Genomic DNA, 19,484 nt, shown 5'->3' with positions numbered 1-19,484 from the left:
AGCAACCAAAACAACTGCTCCGCTTTGCAGGCATGCCACGTCAAATAATGCCAAAAGGACTCCCGTTTGAGCTTAAATCGTACCTTGAACTTGTTGAATTAACAGGGCGTTGTATACGAGAAGATAAACGCGGGTATATTAAAAGTACACACTTACCCTTACTCGAAAGGGTTAATGTTTCCCCTGAAAACTGGTTAAAACTCACCACACAATTTACGCGCGTATTTCATGGTGCAGTAGGGAGACCCACTTCACAATCAAGTTACTGTGAAAACTTAAAGCGTAAACGGCGAACAAATATTAGCAACTGCGAAAAGCTACTGGCATAAATTAAAAACCATTCAATAAAAGTTAAAACTGCAATTATGCAGTCATTTTCATGCGCGTAATTTAGGTTTAAGAGTGATAATGACTTATTTAATGTGTGCTTTGTGAATAATAATACAAAAAGAGGTGAATTCTTGGTCAAAAAAGTAAATTTAATGACACAATACTATTTGTACAACTAGAGTGGCTGTCCTGTTTAATCATGTTTTTTCATGTAACAGAACAATATAAATCAGATCCGATTGGTTTTTTAATTAACATTTTAGACGCTAAAAAAAATTGAAAAAGAGATTAGAAATGAAGACGGTATATTACCTATATTAACTGGCCTAGTTGCTTACAGGCAGTTAAGCCGTTACAAACAGTCACAAGTTAATGAGGCTGTACTAGCAATTAAAAGTGGGCCCGCAAGAGCTTATCTTTATGGTCTGGTGGCTCAGCTTGCGTTTAAACCAAAGTGGTTTAGTTGGAGCTTAACAGACAACGAATTAAGATCTTTTTTTGAAACAAATAAAACGTTGGCAAACGCATCGAAATCACTTGGTATTATGGTTGTAGGTTCTAGTACTACAGCACTTATCGAGGGTCTTATACAAATAAAAGAAGTTGGTATTAAAGGTACAGCTAAAGATATGGCTGTAAAAGCTTCAAAAGCTAACATTGGCGCATCAATTGCTAAAAAGTTTACACAAAACCCAAGAGTACTTGTTGGTAGTTCGTACGCAACAGCTTATATTACAGTTCTTTCTACGTTCTTATATTATTGTTCAAGCAAAAATGAAGCTGCTGCGAAAAACGAGCTTATTTTAAGAGGATTAATTAAGCTGGATGATCTTTAAGATGATTTTACAATGTGCCATTATTTTGATCTGCTTACTTGGTATACATTATTATGCTCGACGTGAAATAATTCTGAAGAAAACAGATGAAAACTTAGCTACAAACATTGTACAAATTGCATTTGTTTTTTCAGTATTATTAACCTCACTTACAGTCACTATAGTCTGGGCTATAACGGAATCGGCAAGTGTTAGCTTATTTATAGTTTTGTTTGTTGTTTTTTGGAGCAACATACATGGTTTGCTTAAAATATGGAGAGATAAGAGGTGCGACTAGTTAAGCCTCTTTGTACTATGGGTATCATACTTTTTAGTCAGTCTGCAGTTGGGGGGGATGTATATTTTGATGTGGGCAAAGCGACTCCTTATCTTAATGTTTGCTCCTTGAAAAATAATTTATTTGAGAGTAACACTGTTGTCGATTTTACTAATGATATACTAAATAAAATTTATCACTCATCTGAAGAGTCAAAAAAGAAAGTTGTTGCTTTAGGTGCTAATGAATACTTTGATCAGCTAAGTTATCAATCTGCGCTTGGTGTTACTCAAGAGTATGAACTGTATACTTTGCCAAGGTGCGAGCGCTTTGCAGTCAATCTTTTAATGAAGCTATGCCCTGATAAAGCGAGTAAATTATCAATCCCAATATCAGGGGCTACATGTGAAAAAGCAAAGCGGTATTTTTAATAAAAATTATCGCTCTTGTTACATATTCTCAAATTCTGCCATTACTAATTGCTCTACTTTATTGCGGCTGGCAATCATTGTCTCAAAATCTGTTTTAACACTTTCTAAAACAGCGGGCGGATTAATGCGCTTGATTCTTTCAAATTGAACGGCTTCGGTTTCATCATATGCAAGTATTGCTAAGGTGACTTTGTTACGATTAATGCCGTTTGTAAACACGCCTTCGGTGTCGAGACGAATTAACACGCGTTCTAATGCTTGTAACCATTGTTGCCAGTGCTGTTGTGATTGTTCATCAGTTACACTGAAATCTGTATCATTGAGTTCATAGCAAGCTTCTTCAGTGCTGGTAAAGTATTCAGAGTAGGTTTCAAGTGAAGGAAAGTCATCCGGATTCCATTTTGCCAATAAAAAGTCATCCTCTTCGTTATCGTATTCTTCTTCAAAGACTTCTTTTAAATCGGATAAAGTATTAAACATTGGCAGCAGGCTGTAGCTTCCAGTGTGATAAAACCCGAGTACATAAAGATCGTGACCGTGATCGTGTACAATTTTAGTGAATCCTGCTTTCGCATCTAAATATAGGGTTTGTTCAAAGTTTTCTATATTGTTCATCAAAATAATAACTCCTTTTAAGTGGGTTATTATTCTATAAATATATGAGGTGTTTTGCGAGGTCTATGTTTTACATAATAGCCAGAACACGCCCCAGCTATTATGGTGTTATTGACTAACCATCACTTGTAATTGTATTAATTAATTCACTTAATACCGTTTTGGCTTGGTTTGTTTCTACTTGGCAAGTACCTGCATTTAAATGCCCGCCACCATTGTATTTAAGGCACAGTTCGCCAACATTGGTGTTTGAACTGCGGTTAGTGATTGATTTACCAATCGCGTACACAATATTTTGCTTTTTAAGCCCCCACATTTTATGAATCGAGATATTGCAGTTAGGGTACATGGCATAAATTACAAAGCGGTTGGTGGCATAAATAGTTTCTTCTTTAGTTAAATCAAGCACTACTAAATTGTTATGGACTGCAGCGCAGCGGCTTATTTGTTCTTTTGCCTGTTGATTATGTTCGTTATACAAAGCAACGCGTTCGGCTACGTCTTCCATTTGTAGTATTTTCTCAATGCTTTGATCTTTGCAGGCGTCAATGAGTTTCATCATTAATTGGTAGTTTGAAATTTTAAACTCGCGAAAACGACCAAGGCCAGTGCGTGCATCCATAATAAAGTTCATTAATACCCAATCTGTTGGGTTTAATATTTCGTCTTTTGAAAACTGAGCTGCATCACCTTTGTCTACCGCTTCCATCATTTCTGTGGAAATAGTTGGAAACTTTTCTACGCCGCCATAGTAGTCATACACAACACGAGCAGCCGATGGGGCGAGTGGGTCGATAATATGGTTTTTAATGTCGCTTGAGTTACGAACGGTTTCGCTTAGGTGATGATCAAATGCAATGTGGCAGCCTGCAACGTAGGGGAGGTTAGTGGTGATATCGTTTTCGGTAATATCTATTTTCCCATCTTGCATGTCTTTTGGGTGAACAAATACAATGTCGTCTATTAGGTCTAAGTCTTTGAGCAGTACGGCGCATACTATGCCATCAAAATCGCTGCGAGTGACTAGTCTAAATTTATTATTGGGCATGGCTGTTCCATTTTTTTAATTGAGATATCAATTGAGTGTAACAGCTAATATTTTTTTTGAGAGATCTGCTTAAAAAAAACACACAAAAAGCCAAAGTAAATACTTTGGCTTTTGTTAGAGCGTGTCTATGTGGTAAATGGTTTATGCGCCAGGGCCACATTCCATACAGTGGTTAATAATATCAGGGCCAAATTTAAGTTTGGCGTTTAGGTCGCGCAGTGCGGTGCGTAACCCTTCTTCGATAACAGGGTGGTAGTATGGCATATCGAGCATTTGTGGTACGGTCATTTTATTTTGAACGGCCCATGCTAGTAAATGTGCTATGTGCTCTGCTTGTGGGCCAATAAACTCAGCACCTAAAAATAAACCAGTGCCTTGCTCTGCGTAAACACGCATGTGGCCTTTATTTTTAAGCATTACTCGGCTACGGCCTTGGTTTTCAAAGCTGACTTCACCTACTTCAAAACAACCACATTCACCTAAACGGTCGGTGATATTTTTGTAGCTTTCGCCTACCATTGCTATTTGTGGATCGCTAAATACCGCTGCAATTTGAGCTCTACGCAAGCCTATTCGTACATCTGGAAAGCGCCCTGCATTTTGTCCTGCAATAGTACCTTGATCCGATGCTTCATGTAGCAGTGGGATCATGTTGCTAGCGTCACCCGCTATAAATATGTTTGAGTCGCCACATTGCATAGTGCGTGCATCGGCAATGGGCACGCCGCGATCATCAAGCTCAATGCCGGTGTTTTCAAGTCCAAGCTTGTCTACGTTAGGTACTCGGCCTGTGGCTGCAAGTACGTAGTCAAACTGTTCGGTGTGTTTTTCACCTTGTTTGTCGGTGTAAGTTAGCTGTGCTTTGTCGCCAACTTGCATCATGTCAGACACGTTTGAGTCGGTATCTACAAAAAATTCTTGAGCAAAAACTGTGTTTGCGTAATCTCTTACTACGGGGTCGGTAAGTGGGCCAATTGCGCCGCCTACACCAAATAGTTTTACATTTACGCCTAGTCGGCTAAGTGCTTGGCCAATTTCAAGACCTATAACACCTGGGCCAAATACAGCAACTGATTTTGGTAGGTCATCCCAATCAAATACGTCGTCGTTTATAACCAGTTTGTCGCCAAAATTATTAAATACGCCAGGGTATGAAGGGCGAGAGCCCGTTGCTATTACAAAGCGCTTAGCGGTAATAATTGTGTGGTCGTCTATTTGTACGCGATTAGCGTCTAAAAATTGTGCGTAACCACGAATTTTATCATCATCGGGTAATTCATCTACAGCTTCCACTACAAATCCTGCAAAGCGATCGCGTTCACTTTTAACGCGTGCCATAACTGCCTTACCGTCAATGATAGGTTTTGAGCTATGTACACCAAATGCAGGGGCCATTTCAATTGAATGAGCGGCTTCCGCTGCGGCAATCAATAATTTGCTTGGCATACAACCAACACGGGCGCATGTTGTGCCGTAAGGGCCTGATTCAATCATTAATACGTTTTGTGTAAACTGTTTAGCATTACGATAAGCACTTAAACCAGCAGTACCAGCACCTATAACAACAACATCGGTTTGCAATTCTTTCATAGCGTTTTCCTTTAATAAACAGAGGCTTTAAAGCCCCTGTTAATTTTTACTTAATTAAGCAAAGTATTTTTCTAAATCGTCTGAACCGCCAATGTGCTTACCACCAATAAATATTTGTGGAACAGTCTCACGACCAGATATTGCTTTAAGACTTGTTAGTGATGCGCCAGAGCCCATCGTGATCTCTTCGTATGCGAAGCCTTTTTCTGTTAGTAGCGCTTTCGCTTTTTTACAGAATGGACAGCCAGGTTTAGTAAATATGCTTACAGGCTCAGGTTTAGCTTGCTTAGGGTTAATGTAGTCAAGCATTGTATCAGCGTCAGATACTTCAAACGGGTCGCCTGGTAAATCTGGTTCGATGAACATTTTGTCAATCACACCATCTTTAACTAGCATAGAGTATCTCCAGCTGCGCTTACCAAAGCCTAGGTCGTTCTTGTCTACTAACATACCCATGCCGTCAGTAAATTCGCCGTTGCCGTCTGGTAATAAAGTAATGTTTTGCGCTTCTTGATGCTCAGCCCATGCATTCATTACGAAGGTATCGTTTACTGATAAACATACTATTTCGTCAACGCCATTTTGCTTAAGTACACCCGCTAATTCGTTGTAACGTGGTAAATGAGTTGATGAACATGTTGGTGTAAATGCACCTGGTAGTGAAAACACGACAACGGTTTTACCTTTAAAAATGTCATCAGTTGTTACTGATTTCCATTCGTCATTTTGACGAGTTGCAAATGTAACGCTCGGGATTGTTTGGCCTTCAATATTGTTTAACATAGTTTTTGTTCCTCTTGATTTGTTGATAGCCATTATGGCGAACAATTAAATATAGTTCCAATCGTTTGTTTGTATTAAACTGATAGTTATAAACTATCAGTTAGAGCTGAATATGAACTTAAAAGATTTTGAATACGTAAAAGCAATAGCGCACTATAAGCATTTTCGCAAAGCTGCTGACGCCTGTTTTGTAAGTCAGCCTACATTAAGTGGTCAAGTAAAAAAACTCGAAAATGAGCTTGGCGTTACTTTGTTTGACCGTTCAACTAAGCAGGTTACCTTAACAGTAAAAGGCGCTCGTTTATTGACACAAATAGAGATTATTTTAGAGCAAACGCAAATACTCAAAGAACTTGCCGCTACGTCTAACGAGCCACTGCAAGGCAAGTTGACCATAGGTATTATTCCTACCATTGCGCCTTATTTATTACCTGCGTTATTAACATCGATGAAAGCGGCGTTTATTGATAGCCAGTTTTCGTTTATTGAAATGCAAACGGCCACTATTCTAGAGGCCCTTAATAGTGGTCAGCTCGATTTTGCAATTTTAGCCGATGTGCCAGAGCTTAAAAATTACCATACTGTTAATTTATACAAAGAAGACTTTTTGGTTGCTGTCTCGCACGACAATACGTTATCAAAGCATAAAAAAGTATCACTCAGTGACTTACAAGATTGCAGCCTGTTAATGTTAAGTGATGGTCATTGCTTTAAAGATCAAGCCCAAAAGTTTTGTTTTTCTGCCGGTGTTGACGTATCTAATCAGTATCAGGGGAATAGTTTAGAGACTTTACTTGCGCTGGTGGCTATGGATGACGGTATTACATTTGTTCCAAAGTTGGCGTGCACTGAACGTATAGGAATTGATTATTTACCTATATTTCCTAATCAGCAGCGGAATGTGGTGTTTGCATGTAGAAAACATTATCCGCATTTATCGGGCGTTGAACAATTGGGTGAGTGGCTGTCGGCTCACCCTAATTTAAAAGCTAAATTGACTAAAAAAATTAATTAAAATATTTAAAGGTCTTGGCTGATTATTTCTACTACATCGTTAATTTGCACGCCTGGCAGCGGTTTATCATCAATACTGACCGCAATAGCGGTTTGTTGATACAGCTGCTCTACGCGAATTGTATTAAGAGTAGTCACCGTATGCGGCATAATATTACCTGCAGCATCAGTTAAATAATTATGATGTGCAATGCTTAGCATTTGGCCTTTTTTTAGACCATGCGCCTTGCCTAAATTAATAACGACTTTACCGTTTTCCATATGCATTATTTTACCTTGTGTAGGTAGACATGCCATAGCAGCTTGAATATCGTAGCTTATAGATTGGTTTATATTATTAATATTTTGTCCATAAGCCGACTGCCAAAATTTATCACTATTAACATCTACTATGGCTGTTTTTTTAAATGGCCATACCGCTTGGCTATGGTAGCTGTTTTGCCAAAGTTGTTCGTAGGTAGTGCCGTCAAACAGGACAAGTTCAATGCTGTAACTACGTTGATAGCTTTCGTCTTGCCAAAATGCGTAATCGCTATTTAATTTGTCGCTAGCTGATAAGTTAGTTATTTGGCTAAGTAGAACGTATTGTGCATTACTGCGAGAAGCGATTTCTTCTAGTTGCGCGTTTGAGTAGTCATGCTGCTGAGAAAAGTATTTATCAACTTTAATCGCATTCTTGTAATAGGCTACAGGTACTGCGCTCATTTTTGACTTTTGTAATGAGGTAAAAATATTTTTGCTAACGGCTTTATTTATGTCAAATATTTGACCCAGTCTAGCTTGCTCGCGATGATTAAGCTGACTTTGTGTTACGGCTAAAAATTTATTAAAACTGCTTTGTGGGCAGTGCTCTGTTTGAGAAAAAATATCGAGACGTAGTGTAATTGCAAATTTATTGCTGTATTGATTTTCGCTAACAAGTTCAATTTTTTGTATTTCGCCGTGGCTACTTATTTTTAGCTGATCTTGCATCAATACGCCATCTACTAAGGTTTGTACTGAACTGACTCTTGCGCCAGAGAAGACTAATGCTTGTGTAATTGCATCTTTTATTGCTGCAGATTTAGCTGCACTCACATCGCCGTTTTGAACTTGTGCGTGGCCGGTCGATTCATACCATTGTGCTTTTGTAAAAGGCGAAAACGTTAATAATGCCGTTGCGCTTAACCCCGCAAATGCTAACGATAAAAACGATTTCATACTCTTACTCCCATTAAACTTTAGCTAGTGTATTGGTTAGAGCAAGGACTGTACCAATATTATGTCAAAGCCTAAAACAACACTATAAATGGCATTAAACGTGCATAAGTTAGGTTAATTAATATTTAAGGGCTAGGTACTATGCGCGTAATTACATTACTTATTACACTTTGCTGTTTAACCTTAAGTGGTTGCAGTAGCGTTTTTGATAAACATGTTGAATATAAATATGTAGAGCCAAATAATTACCCAACTTTAAAAGCAGTAGGGTACGCACCCATTAGCTTGCAACAGGGAAGTAATAGCTCACAAAAGCAATTGATGGCTATTAAAGCCTCAAAATTAGAGGCTTACCGAGAGTTAACAGAGCAAGTTTACGGACAACAAATTACCGCAGGCACCACGGTTGAAGGCTCAATAGCAAAAGATGATTACTTACAAAGTAAGGTACATGGCATTATTAAAGGTGCACAAATCATAAAAACCTATGCAGTAAACGATACATATATAACAGAGCTTGAGCTTAATATGAAACGCGTACACGATTTATACATAGGTGAAATTAAACCACGTGAAGTTAAAAAAGTGACTTATTACTAGGGGTTGTTGAACTTTTGTGGTTGATTTTGCAGCAGGTTATTTGGTATTTATGCAAGGTAGAGTCGGTGTAGTGCAGTGTGGTTGTCCCTCGCAAGTGATTGACAAGGAAGCATAGATGCCAAACATGTGCAGCCCTCGGGTTTCATCTTAGAAGGGTTACTCATGTTGTTTACTGGGGTGTCGAATGGAGCGTCAGCAGCTTTGTTCAAATTTTATCTGCTTTTTTAGGCTACAAATATCACGCCGCGAATAACACTTATAGTAATCGACATAGGTATTTGAACGATTTAATTAATTAAATTACCCTATAATGTCGTTAAAATTTTTATTTAGAATAATAAAAACTTTAACCTTGAAAGATCATCACGCCCCAATCGAGCATAAAAAAGCCCCACTAATAATATCAGTAGGGCGCTTACAGGTTTAATTTTACGCTTTTAAGTTATGCACTAACTTATTATCAGTATTAATTACGCTACCACCTTGGTCATAGGTCATAGAAGAGGGGGCACCAATCAAAATTTCTTTTAATTGTTTTACGCTAAGTTGGGCTTGATGTGCAGCATGCGCGTTTACATCATTTTGCTTTTGGCATTGCTCAAGTTTTTTGCGTATGAGTGTAATTAAATCTTTAACATTTGATGATTGCTCATCATTACTTGCTATTAGTGTATTTAATTCTTTATCGAGAGAGCTTAGCTTAGTTAAAAAAGACATTTTTTGTTGGGCAATTTCTTTTAAACCTTCACCACGTCGCGATGCTATCGAATTAAGTTCTTCGTTCAATAAGTCATGTAAAGAATCCAAGCAATCAACTTGTTCATTAAGCTTAATTGTAATTAAACCGTTATGATCAGCCATACACGTCAAACTCAAAATCAGCTAAATTTTTAGCAAGCTTTTCGTTATCAATTTGGTACTTACCTTCAGTGATTGCTTTTTTCAACTCAGCCACTTTGTCACTATCAAAACCAGTCGACTGTTGCGCTTTGTCTTGAAGTGTTTTTAATTGTTGAGCTTGTGGTGTTATGCTTACCGAGTCGCTTGCAGCTTTAGGTGAAGCAGACTGAGCCACTTGTGTATTTGTATTATCTCTTTGTAAATCAACTTTTTGCTGTTTAGTGTTAGTTAAAACACTTGCTTGTTGATTACCTTTATTAACTTGATTGACCATAATAATAAACCTGTATATTACCCAACTATGCTAAGTTATCGGCATATCCATAGGATACTTTAGTATAAATTTATATTAAATATTCACTTGTACGGACTCTACACCATCTACTCGTGCATTTAAAACTTTACCTGTTTTTTTGTTCTTAACATTTATTTGCTCGCCAAGTATTCCATCTTCTAAAGCAATACCTGAGGTTTTTACTCTAAGTCCTTTAATATTAGCATAAATAGTGACAGGGTCGCCTTTACAGACCATACATATTTGATTCAATAATACGGGCGTGCCGCTTCTTATATTTCGCTTACTGCGACTGCCAATAAGTACTTTTAGATCATCTAAGTATTGCGCTCTTATAAAATGCGTGGGTTTCATCTCAATGGTGAGGTGAGAGCTTGTTATAATTTCACCTCGCGCTAAATTTGTGCTCGTTACCACAACTGGTGCCATTTCGACTATTCTAACGTGTACATATTGTGCCCAGCTTTGCGCATCGTTACATTTTATCTGTAGTGTAACTTGGCGATTAAAGGGCGGATCGCTAGGAATTAAAAGCTCAGGCTCCGTGTTACAGGTACGATCTGGTATGCGACTATCCAGTGGTAAAGCACTTAAGTCTAGCTGCGTATCGTTTGAAATATTAATTTGAGCTGCAACATAAGATATAGCCATCTCCTGCAGTAAATCTTTATCAAAGACTTTGGCTTGTACAGAGAATACTAAACTGAGGCTAGCAACAAAATAAAAAACACTGTATCTTCTGATTTTTTTTAACAAACTCATAATGTTTCGACTATGCTTATGGTTTCAAACAGGGTATAAATATTTTGCGTCAAAAAAAAGACGCTCCCGTGATGTTATGTAAGCTTTATAAACAGAAAGCAATTATCATTCCGTAATACTTGTTTTCTTTAGGAGATTTGAATGGCAGGCATTTTAGACTCAGTAAACCAGCGCACTCAGTTGGTTGGGCAGAACCGCCTAGAATTACTATTATTTAAGCTCAGGGGTAGGCAGCGTTTTGGTATTAACGTATTTAAAGTGAGAGAAGTGCTTCAATGTCCTCCACTAACGAGTATGCCAAAGTCTAATCCTTATATTCGTGGTGTTGCTCATATTCGTGGTCAAACTATCTCAGTTATTGATCTGTCTATGGCTGTAGGTGGACGCCCAATCGAAAATATTACAGACAGTTTTATAATAATCGCTGAATATAACCGAACAGTTCAAGGCTTTTTAGTTGGCGGTGTAGAGCGTATCGTAAATATGAATTGGGAAAAAATAATGCCTCCACCATCAGGTGCAGGGCGCTATTCATATTTAACAGCAGTAACTGAAATAGAAAACGAGCTTGTTGAAATACTTGACGTAGAAAAAATACTTAATGAAATTTGCCCAGTTGATACTGAAGTAAGTGCTGAAATTGCAGAAAGTGGTGACATGCAAAAAGATTTAGGCGAGCGAATTATTTTTATCGCTGATGACTCTGCTGTTGCACGTAACCAAGTTAAAAGAGCGCTAGAACCTTTAGGTGTTCAAATAGAGCTTGCTAAAAATGGTAAAGAAGCACTCATTCGATTAAAAGAAATAGCAAAGCTTGACTGTAAAAATGATATTACGGAACGTGTTGCGCTACTTATATCTGATGTAGAAATGCCAGAAATGGATGGATATACGTTAACCGCAGAAATAAAAGCAGATCCTAAGCTTGCTCCATTGCATGTTATTTTACATACCTCTTTAAGTGGTGTTTTTAACCAAGCAATGATTGAAAAGGTTGGTGCAGATGATTTTATTGCGAAATTCAACCCAGATGAACTAGCTACAGCAGTTAAAAAATGGGTTCATTGTGATTAATCTGAATAGGTGTCATTAACTTGAATAATAAAGATTTGCAGCAAGGTGAATACGATCAATTTCGTTTGTTTTTAGAGCAACAGTGCGGCATTGTTTTAGGCGAAAATAAACAGTACTTAGTTAAAAGTCGGCTCGCCCCGTTAATGGCTCGATTCAATGTAGAATCTTTATCGCAATTAGTTAGTAAGACGCTTGGTCCACATGAGCGTCAACTTCGTGCTGCTGTCGTTGATGCAATGACAACCAACGAAACATTGTGGTTTAGAGATCAATATCCATTTGAGCTTCTTCAAAGTAAGCTGTTCCCAGAATTTAAAGATTTGAAGCGGCCATTAAAAATTTGGTCTGCGGCCAGCTCTTCAGGGCAAGAACCTTATTCTATTGCGATGTCTGTGTCTGAATATCAATCTAAACAGTCCAATGCGTTACGTATGGGGGCTCAAATCATAGGCACTGATATTTCTAATACTATGCTGGATATGTGCAAAAATGGCGAATATGACGCCCTTGCTTTAGCACGAGGGCTTTCAGCTGAACGCCGCAAGAAGTTTTTTAAAGACAGCGGCAATGGCATGGCACAAATAAATGATACGGTTAAAAAACAAGTCAGCTTTAGGCACCTAAACTTACTTGATTCTTATGCGTTAATGGGTAAGTTTGATATTATTTTTTGCCGTAATGTGCTGATTTACTTTGCACCTGAGATAAAAGCTAAAATCATTAAACAATTTGCTCAGGCACTCAATCCAAAAGGCTATCTATTTTTGGGCGCATCGGAGTCGATGACCGGATTGAGTGATGAATTTGATATGGTACGCTGTAATCCTGGAATTATTTACCAAAAGAAAGTTTAATGTTTTCCCCTTCTATAAAATGACACTTTCAGTGTCATTTTTCTTTTAAATACATCCCCTTATAAAAATAGCTTTGTTGCTTTTATATATGGCTTATTTTTTGCTTTATATAAGACAAGTCAATTTTTTGGAGATGGTCATGGCTATCAGTTTTGATAAAGCATTAGGTTTGCATCCGCAAGCGATGTTAATCCGTTCAAAAAGAGCAGAAGTAATTGCAGCCAATATTGCAAATGCTGATACGCCGGGATACAAAGCAAAAGATATCGATTTTGCCACAGCATTAAAAGCGGCAAAATCAAACCAACAAAGCGGCAATACAATGGTTAGAACCAATGCTAAACATATTGCTGGTGGAACTCGTAGTGTCGGTAATTCTGAGTTATTTCGTATGCCAAATCAAACAGATACGGGCGATGGCAACTCTGTTGATATACAAGTGGAACGAAACTTGTATACACAGAATGCTATGGAGTATCAGGCCAGCTTACAGTTTCTAGGTGGCAAATTTAAAGGTCTGAAAAAAGCACTCGGTAGTCAAGGAGCCTAATTATGAGTTTATACAATGTTTTTGATATAGCCGGTTCAGGTATGAGCGCACAGAATGTGCGTTTAAATACCACGGCTAGTAATATCTCTAATGCAAATACGATTAGTTCTTCTCAAGACAAAACGTACCGAGCACGGCAACCTGTGTTTGCAGCTGAGCTGACTAAGGCGTCAGCATCAGTAAGTAATCCGCAGGGATCGGCTGTTGGCGTTAAAGTGTTAGGCGTTGTTGAAAGTAACAAGCCATTACAAATTGAATATAACCCAAACCATCCAAGTGCGGATGAAAATGGCTATATTTATAAACCTAACGTTAATGTTGTTGAGGAGATGGCGAATATGATCTCAGCCTCTCGCTCCTATGAAACAAACGTGCAAGTTGCAGATGCAGCTAAGCAAATGTTAAGTAAAACACTGCTATTGGGCCAGCGGTAAATGAGGGTAGACCATGAGTAACGATATTAATACCTCTACATCCTATACGGACTCTTTGCGTTGGCAGGATACACAGCCGGAAACTGCAAAGAAAAGTGATGCATTAACCCAAGAAGATTTCTTCTCGTTGTTAACGCAGCAGTTGTCGTTTCAAGATCCCAGCAAGCCAGCTGACAATGATCAAATGATTGCGCAAATGACAAATTTTACCATGGCTGAAGGTATCTCAAATCTAAATTCAAAATTTGAGTCTTTGGCAGCTTCAATGACCTCCAACTCGGCGTTGCAGGCATCAACCCTTGTTGGTAAGAAGGCATTAATCGGATCAAGTACATTAGAGCTTAACAGCAGTGGTGAAGCCAAAGGCACAATCGCAGCTGAAAGGCCTGTTAAAGATTTGAAACTCAGTATTACGGATGCGTCAGGACAACTTGTTAGAACTATTGAGTTAGGCACTCAAGCAGCGGGTGGCATACGATTTAACTGGGATGGAAAAAATGAAGCTGGCGAAAGTCTTCCTACGGGAGAATATAGCATAAAAGCTGAAGGGAGTATGGGGGAGGAGTTTACTAGCTTGCCTATAGCCTCATATAAAAACATTGAGAGCGTAAGTATTAATGGTGCTAATGGCATTATTCTTAACACCAAAGAAGGTGCGATTAAGCTGACTGATGTCGCAGAAATTGCATAAAGTATTTAAAGTATATTTCTAGCCTAAGGCTAAATATTAATAGTTTAGAGGTCAATTATGAGCTTCAATATTGCGTTAACTGGCATCGCTGCCGCACAAAAAGATTTGGATGTTACTGCTAATAACATTGCTAATGTAAATACCACTGGCTTTAAAGAGTCTCGCGCTGAATTTGCTGATGTTTATGCATCGTCAGTGTTTACTTCAGGTAAAACTAAAGCTGGGGATGGTGTGCAAACAACATCGGTATCTCAACAATTTCACCAAGGTTCAACTTTAGGTACGAAAAATTCGCTCGACCTTGCTATTGGTGGTGATGGATACTTTGCGCTTAGTTCAGAGCTTGGCTCACAAGATCAAACCTTTACTCGTGCTGGTGCATTTAAATTAAATAAAGATAATTTTATCGTTGATTCACAGGGTAATTTTTTACAAGGTTTCCCTGTTGATGCAGTCAGTGGCGATGCAACATCGGTGAGCTTAAGTACCTCTACAGCAATCCAGATCCCTGACTCATCTGGTTCACCGCGTGCTACAACAAATGTGTATTCATCGTTTAGATTGGACTCAACCAAAGCGCCACCATCAATTACGCCATTTGACCCAACTCAAACGGGGTCATTTACTCACTCTACCTCAACGAACGTGTACGATTCGTTAGGTGAAGCACATACAATGCAATTGTATTTTGTGAAAACAGACTCGACTGTTACAGGTAATGCTAACGAATGGCAAACCTTTGCCACATTAGACGGTCAACCATTTAACCCAGATGGTAGTGCACAACCTACAGCGCCGTATAACCCAATTTCAACATTCCAGTTTGATGCTAATGGCATACCACTTAATACCAATGGTGCATTAAATACAGGAAATACATTCAACCCAGTCACGTTAACTGGTGCAAATATATCAGGACTTTTGAGTAATGGCGCAAGCTTTCCTAATGATGTAACAATAAATTGGCGTGACGAAGCTGGTACATCTTCAAAAATACCAACACAGCATGCAGGGGCTTTTGAAAATAAAGTATTAGATCAAGATGGTGCCGCAGTAGGTCGATTAGCGAATATTGATATTGGCGTAGATGGAAAAATTGTTGCTTCTTACAGTAATGGCGACTCTACCTATTTAGGGCAAGTCGCATTAACTCGTTTTTCTAATTCTCAAGGCCTACAACAAGTCGGAAATACTTCTTGGAAGAAAAGTTTAACTTCTGGTGAGCCGATAGCCGGTGAAGCTAATTCAGGTGCATTTGGCAAAATTAACTCATCAGCATTAGAGCAATCAAATGTTAATTTAACAAATGAGCTTGTTGATTTAATTAGTGCACAACGTAACTTCCAAGCCAATTCACGTGCGCTGGAAGTGAATTCAACACTACAGCAAGCCATTTTACAGATACGATAATTTAAATTTTTATCGACTAAATACTAGGCTGCCTTGTTGCAGCCTTTTTTATTATCTGGAGTTAGAATAATAGGATATAAAAATCATCTATTTCGACAGCGGTTTTTTATCATTATTAGACAGAAAATTAGCTTAAGTGGTGTCACCATTTTTATTTTTAATACAGGGTGATTGCATCAAAATAGCTGCCTTTAGCTTGATATAACTACCATTATTTCCCTCAAAACGCGTCAATTTCAATTTCATACTTCTTTGGCATCTATTTTGCATTTACTTAATTAGAGATTTTTTATGTGAGTCGATGTTATGGACAAAATGGTCTACATTGCGGCGTCTGGTGCAAAACAAAGCCTGCAAGGGTTAGCACTTAAAGCCAATAATTTGGCGAATGCTAATACAACTGGGTTTAAATCCGATTTTGCACAAGCGCGTTCTATGCAAGCGTTTGGTGAGGGTTTACCAACGCGTGTATTTTCAATGCAAGAACGTCCTGGTTCAAACATGGCATCGGGCGGTATTATTCAAACCGGTCGTGACTTAGATATCGCAATGAGTGATAACGCTTGGCTTAGTGTGCAAGATGCATCAGGAAATGAGGCATATACAAAAGTAGGTACGCTCAACATCACAGCCGAAGGCATGCTAGTTACAAGCGGTGGTCGTCAAGTTATTGGCGAAGGTGGTCCCGTTATATTACCAGTGCCAATTGAAAAAATTGCATTTAGTGAAGACGGTGCAATTCAAGTTCGTCCGCAAGGCGCACCCGCTACTTTTTTAGAAGAGATAGGTAGACTTAAAGTAGTCGAAGCAAATAACGCACAGCTTGAAAAAGGCAATGATGGTTTATTTAGACCAAAGCCAGATCAAACTGTTGAGACGTCTGCCAATGTAAAAGTATTGAGTGGTAGCTTAGAGATGTCGAATGTGAATCCAGTTCACGAAATGGTCGATATGATCAGCCATCAACGCCAATTTGAATTACAAGTGAAACTAATGAAAACAGCTGAACAAATTGACGAACGTCAAGATCAGTTATTACGCATAGTTTAGCTTTAAAGTGAGGACATTATTATGAATCCAGCATTGTGGATAAGTAAAACAGGGCTTGATGCTCAACAAACTGATATTTCGGTTATTTCAAATAACTTAGCCAACGCAAGTACTGTTGGTTATAAAAAGAGCCGCGCAATTTTTGAAGATTTACTCTATCAAAATATTAATCAACCAGGTGGACGTTCGTCGCAAGACACTGAAATGCCGTCTGGTTTAATGCTTGGCGCTGGTGCGAAAGTGGTTGCTAACCAAAAGAACTTCTCACAAGGCAACATGCTAACTACTGAAAACTCATTAGATTGGATGATTTCAGGTCCTGGCTTTTTTGAAGTACTGCAACCAGATGGCAATATTGCTTATTCGCGCAATGGACAATTTACAACTGACGGTAACGGACGAATTGTAACCTCGGGTGCGGGTTATGTTGTTCAGCCAGAAATGAATGTGCCAGATGACGCAAAGTCGATAACTATATCTCAAGATGGTGAAGTGTCAGTAAAGGTTGGAGGGCAAGCCGAAAACGTTGTTATTGGTCAGCTGACGATTAGTGACTTTATCAATCCATCTGGTCTAGAGCCTGTAGGGCAAAACTTATATACCGAAACGGCAGTAAGTGGTGCGCCTGTACAAGGCAATCCGGGTGTTGAGGGTTTAGGTACGATTATTCAAGGCTCACTTGAAACGTCAAACGTCAATGTAACCGAAGAATTAGTAAACCTAATTGAAACGCAGAGAATTTATGAAATGAACTCAAAAGTAATTTCAGCAGTTGATGAAATGATGAGTTATATCAATCAGCAATTATAAGGTTTAAGGGGCAGTTTATGCGTAATATCATGCTATTTACAGCAGGCACTTTGCTTTTAAGTGGCTGTATATCAACACCTAATAGTGAGGTGGTTCAAGACGACCCTTACTACGCACCAATGTACCCAGAACCTAATTTAGAGCCTGTTGTAGCAACGGGATCGTTGTTTAATGTAAACGTATCTAACGACTTGTATGCAGATAGAAAAGCACTGCGCACTGGCGATATTATTACAGTTAAACTACAAGAATCGACTCAAGCAACAAAAGCTGCAAAAACAGAAACAGATAAAGAAACCGATGCAAGCCTTGACCCTGTTGTTGGCTTAGGGGGCTTACCGGTTAATATTGGCGGTGACAGCATTCAATTTGGTATTGGCAGCGATTCTTCTTTTAAAGGTGATTCAAAATCCAACCAGTCAAACAGCTTGGTTGGCGATATATCTGTAAACGTAATGCGTGTTTTACCAAACGGAAATTTAGTTATCCGTGGTGAAAAATGGTTAACGCTGAATACTGGTGAAGAGTTTATTCGTCTAGAAGGTTTAGTCCGCCCGCAAGATGTAACCTCAGATAACACCGTAGAATCAAACCGAATTGCTAATGCACGTATTCAGTATTCGGGTAAAGGGCAAACGCAAGAAGCGCAAACAGCCGGTTGGCTAACGCGCTTTTTCACAAGCTCACTCTTTCCTTTTTAGAGGACATTCAATATGAATGGATTTAAATTTTTCTGTTTAATCGTTTTATTCGCAAGCCAATTTTCGGCAAATGCAGAACGTATTAAAGATATCTCTATGGTGGAAGGTGTGCGCTCTAACCAATTAGTTGGTTATGGTTTAGTGGTTGGTTTACCAGGCACTGGCGAACAAAGTCAGTTCACACAACAAAGCTTTAAAGGAATGTTAAGTAATTTTGGTATTACATTACCCGCTAATTTAAAGCCTAAAATCAAAAATGTCGCAGCTGTTGCAGTACACGCAGAATTGCCTGCATTTAGAAAACCTGGGCAAACAATCGATATTACAGTCTCATCTATCGGTAGCGCAGGTAGTTTGCGCGGGGGGACTTTAATACAAACTTTTTTAAAAGGTGTTGATGGCAATGTATACGCTATTGCGCAGGGAAGTCTTATTGTTGGAGGGTTAGGTGTGCAGGGTCTAGATGGCAGTAAAGTCGTTATTAATACTCCGACTGTGGGCCGAATTCCTAATGGTGCAACAGTTGAACGGGCTGTTAAAAGTCCCTTTATGCAAGGGGATTACATTACTTTTAACTTAAATCGTCCAGATTTTACAACTGCAAAACGCCTAGAAGAAACGATAAATGATTTGGTTGGCCCAAATAGCGCTCAAGCAATTGATTCGGTCTCTATTCGTGTAATTGCCCCAAGAGATGCATCACAGCGTGTATCGTATTTATCAACGCTTGAAAATCTAGAATTTAAACCGGCTGATATGGCGGCAAAAATTATAGTTAACTCACGTACAGGCACTATCGTAATAGGTAAAAATGTGAAATTACAGCCAGCGGCCATAACGCATGGCGGGTTAACCGTCACTATTGCTGAGCAACAAAACGTATCGCAACCAAATCCGCTAAGCGAAGGTGAAACTGTTGTAACGCAACAAAGTATTATTGATGTTAAGCAAGATGACTCTCGGGCCTTTGTATTTAACCCAGGTGTAAGCCTTGATGATTTGGTGCGTGCAATTAATGAAGTTGGCGCAGCACCGGGTGATCTAATGGCTATTCTTGAAGCATTAAAAGAAGCCGGGGCTATCAACGGCCAGCTAGTGGTTATATAAATCGTTAAAAATAAGTCCTAGGGCCTGTTTATCTTTCGAGGTTAAATTTGCAGCAGACTGTTTGGTATTTAGGCAAGGCAGAGCCTATGTAGTGTGGTTATTCCCCATAAATAGGCGATAACGCAGCATAAATGCCAAACATG

At 38.8% G+C, this 19,484-nt stretch carries 22 protein-coding genes and 1 pseudogene; 15 read left to right on the top strand and 8 right to left on the bottom strand.

From position 1 onward, the window contains the following. The 3 genes and pseudogenes from CWB66_RS17825 to CWB66_RS17815 form a co-directional block, all read left to right on the top strand. Positions 1-329, top strand: a pseudogene (locus CWB66_RS17825) (hypothetical protein); the annotation flags it as partial. Positions 330-758: 429 nt separating this feature from the next. Beyond that, on the top strand, positions 759-1,166 hold the full coding sequence (locus CWB66_RS17820) for a hypothetical protein (RefSeq protein ID WP_138586416.1): 408 nt from the start codon (positions 759-761) through the stop codon (positions 1,164-1,166). A gap of 294 nt (positions 1,167-1,460) precedes the next feature. Continuing rightward, entirely contained in the window at positions 1,461-1,853 is a 393-nt protein-coding gene (locus tag CWB66_RS17815) for a hypothetical protein (RefSeq protein WP_138586415.1), read from the top strand. 18 nt (positions 1,854-1,871) lie between these two features. Here CWB66_RS17815 and CWB66_RS17810 read toward each other — a convergent pair whose 3' ends face one another. From CWB66_RS17810 to CWB66_RS17795, 4 genes are all read right to left on the bottom strand, one after another. Continuing rightward, on the bottom strand, positions 1,872-2,468 hold the full coding sequence (locus CWB66_RS17810) for a DUF4303 domain-containing protein (protein ID WP_138586414.1): 597 nt from the start codon (positions 2,466-2,468) through the stop codon (positions 1,872-1,874). Positions 2,469-2,583: 115 nt separating this feature from the next. Further along, entirely contained in the window at positions 2,584-3,516 is a 933-nt protein-coding gene (locus CWB66_RS17805) for a DHH family phosphoesterase (RefSeq protein WP_138586413.1), read from the bottom strand. 141 nt (positions 3,517-3,657) lie between these two features. Beyond that, positions 3,658-5,106 (bottom strand): dihydrolipoyl dehydrogenase, encoded by a 1,449-nt coding sequence (locus CWB66_RS17800; protein WP_138586412.1) that lies wholly within the window; start codon positions 5,104-5,106, stop codon positions 3,658-3,660. A 54-nt stretch (positions 5,107-5,160) separates the two neighbouring features. Then, entirely contained in the window at positions 5,161-5,889 is a 729-nt protein-coding gene (locus tag CWB66_RS17795) for a glutathione peroxidase (protein ID WP_077537196.1), read from the bottom strand. 112 nt (positions 5,890-6,001) lie between these two features. On the opposite strand from CWB66_RS17795, the gene CWB66_RS17790 reads away from it, so the two are divergent. Continuing rightward, positions 6,002-6,904 carry a LysR substrate-binding domain-containing protein gene (locus CWB66_RS17790; RefSeq protein WP_077537197.1) on the top strand — a complete coding sequence of 301 codons (903 nt, stop codon included), beginning with the start codon at positions 6,002-6,004 and terminating at the stop codon, positions 6,902-6,904. Between the two features lie 5 nt (positions 6,905-6,909). Here CWB66_RS17790 and CWB66_RS17785 read toward each other — a convergent pair whose 3' ends face one another. After that, positions 6,910-8,103, bottom strand: coding sequence for a flagellar assembly protein FlgT (locus tag CWB66_RS17785; protein WP_138586411.1), 1,194 nt, complete (start codon positions 8,101-8,103; stop codon positions 6,910-6,912). 141 nt (positions 8,104-8,244) lie between these two features. Between CWB66_RS17785 and CWB66_RS17780 the strand changes: the two genes are divergently transcribed. Further along, positions 8,245-8,703, top strand: a complete 459-nt coding sequence (locus CWB66_RS17780) for an LPP20 family lipoprotein (RefSeq protein ID WP_138586410.1) — start codon at positions 8,245-8,247, stop codon at positions 8,701-8,703. A 429-nt stretch (positions 8,704-9,132) separates the two neighbouring features. On the opposite strand, the gene flgN is transcribed toward CWB66_RS17780, so the two are convergent. The 3 genes from flgN to flgA form a co-directional block, all read right to left on the bottom strand. Next, positions 9,133-9,564 carry a flagellar protein FlgN gene (flgN, locus tag CWB66_RS17775; protein ID WP_077537200.1) on the bottom strand — a complete coding sequence of 144 codons (432 nt, stop codon included), beginning with the start codon at positions 9,562-9,564 and terminating at the stop codon, positions 9,133-9,135. Further along, complete coding sequence (gene flgM, locus CWB66_RS17770) at positions 9,557-9,877, bottom strand: flagellar biosynthesis anti-sigma factor FlgM (RefSeq protein WP_077537201.1); 321 nt, start codon at positions 9,875-9,877, stop codon at positions 9,557-9,559. The genes flgN and flgM overlap by 8 nt, the downstream gene beginning before the upstream one ends. Before the next feature lie 75 nt (positions 9,878-9,952). Next, entirely contained in the window at positions 9,953-10,660 is a 708-nt protein-coding gene (gene flgA, locus CWB66_RS17765) for a flagellar basal body P-ring formation chaperone FlgA (RefSeq protein ID WP_138586409.1), read from the bottom strand. A gap of 141 nt (positions 10,661-10,801) precedes the next feature. On the opposite strand from flgA, the gene CWB66_RS17760 reads away from it, so the two are divergent. From CWB66_RS17760 to CWB66_RS17715, 10 genes are all read left to right on the top strand, one after another. Continuing rightward, positions 10,802-11,734 (top strand): chemotaxis protein CheV, encoded by a 933-nt coding sequence (locus CWB66_RS17760; protein WP_138586408.1) that lies wholly within the window; start codon positions 10,802-10,804, stop codon positions 11,732-11,734. A 20-nt stretch (positions 11,735-11,754) separates the two neighbouring features. Continuing rightward, positions 11,755-12,588, top strand: a complete 834-nt coding sequence (locus CWB66_RS17755) for a CheR family methyltransferase (RefSeq protein ID WP_138586407.1) — start codon at positions 11,755-11,757, stop codon at positions 12,586-12,588. 139 nt (positions 12,589-12,727) lie between these two features. Then, positions 12,728-13,138: a flagellar basal body rod protein FlgB gene (gene flgB / locus CWB66_RS17750; protein WP_077537205.1), complete on the top strand. Its 411-nt coding sequence runs from the start codon at positions 12,728-12,730 to the stop codon at positions 13,136-13,138. Between the two features lie 2 nt (positions 13,139-13,140). Further along, positions 13,141-13,572, top strand: a complete 432-nt coding sequence (gene flgC, locus CWB66_RS17745; RefSeq protein WP_077537206.1) for a flagellar basal body rod protein FlgC — start codon at positions 13,141-13,143, stop codon at positions 13,570-13,572. A gap of 13 nt (positions 13,573-13,585) precedes the next feature. After that, a complete protein-coding gene (locus CWB66_RS17740) occupies positions 13,586-14,263 on the top strand; it encodes a flagellar hook assembly protein FlgD (protein WP_138586406.1) in 678 nt (225 codons plus the stop codon). 57 nt (positions 14,264-14,320) lie between these two features. After that, entirely contained in the window at positions 14,321-15,673 is a 1,353-nt protein-coding gene (gene flgE, locus CWB66_RS17735) for a flagellar hook protein FlgE (RefSeq protein ID WP_138586405.1), read from the top strand. Positions 15,674-15,979: 306 nt separating this feature from the next. After that, positions 15,980-16,723 carry a flagellar basal body rod protein FlgF gene (locus CWB66_RS17730; RefSeq protein ID WP_077537209.1) on the top strand — a complete coding sequence of 248 codons (744 nt, stop codon included), beginning with the start codon at positions 15,980-15,982 and terminating at the stop codon, positions 16,721-16,723. A 21-nt stretch (positions 16,724-16,744) separates the two neighbouring features. Beyond that, positions 16,745-17,533, top strand: coding sequence for a flagellar basal-body rod protein FlgG (gene flgG, locus CWB66_RS17725; protein ID WP_077537210.1), 789 nt, complete (start codon positions 16,745-16,747; stop codon positions 17,531-17,533). 17 nt (positions 17,534-17,550) lie between these two features. After that, the gene (gene flgH / locus CWB66_RS17720; protein WP_077537211.1) at positions 17,551-18,234 is read left to right on the top strand and encodes a flagellar basal body L-ring protein FlgH; all 684 of its coding nucleotides are present in this window, start codon (positions 17,551-17,553) and stop codon (positions 18,232-18,234) included. Between the two features lie 12 nt (positions 18,235-18,246). Next, the gene (locus tag CWB66_RS17715) at positions 18,247-19,341 is read left to right on the top strand and encodes a flagellar basal body P-ring protein FlgI (protein ID WP_138586404.1); all 1,095 of its coding nucleotides are present in this window, start codon (positions 18,247-18,249) and stop codon (positions 19,339-19,341) included. Positions 19,342-19,484 lie beyond the last annotated feature (143 nt).

The sequence above is a fragment of the Pseudoalteromonas sp. S558 genome (assembly GCF_005886635.1).
Lineage (GTDB): Bacteria > Pseudomonadota > Gammaproteobacteria > Enterobacterales > Alteromonadaceae > Pseudoalteromonas > Pseudoalteromonas aliena.
The sequence above is the reverse complement of the archived record's forward strand: the minus strand, read 5'-3'. Positions and strand labels throughout refer to the sequence as shown.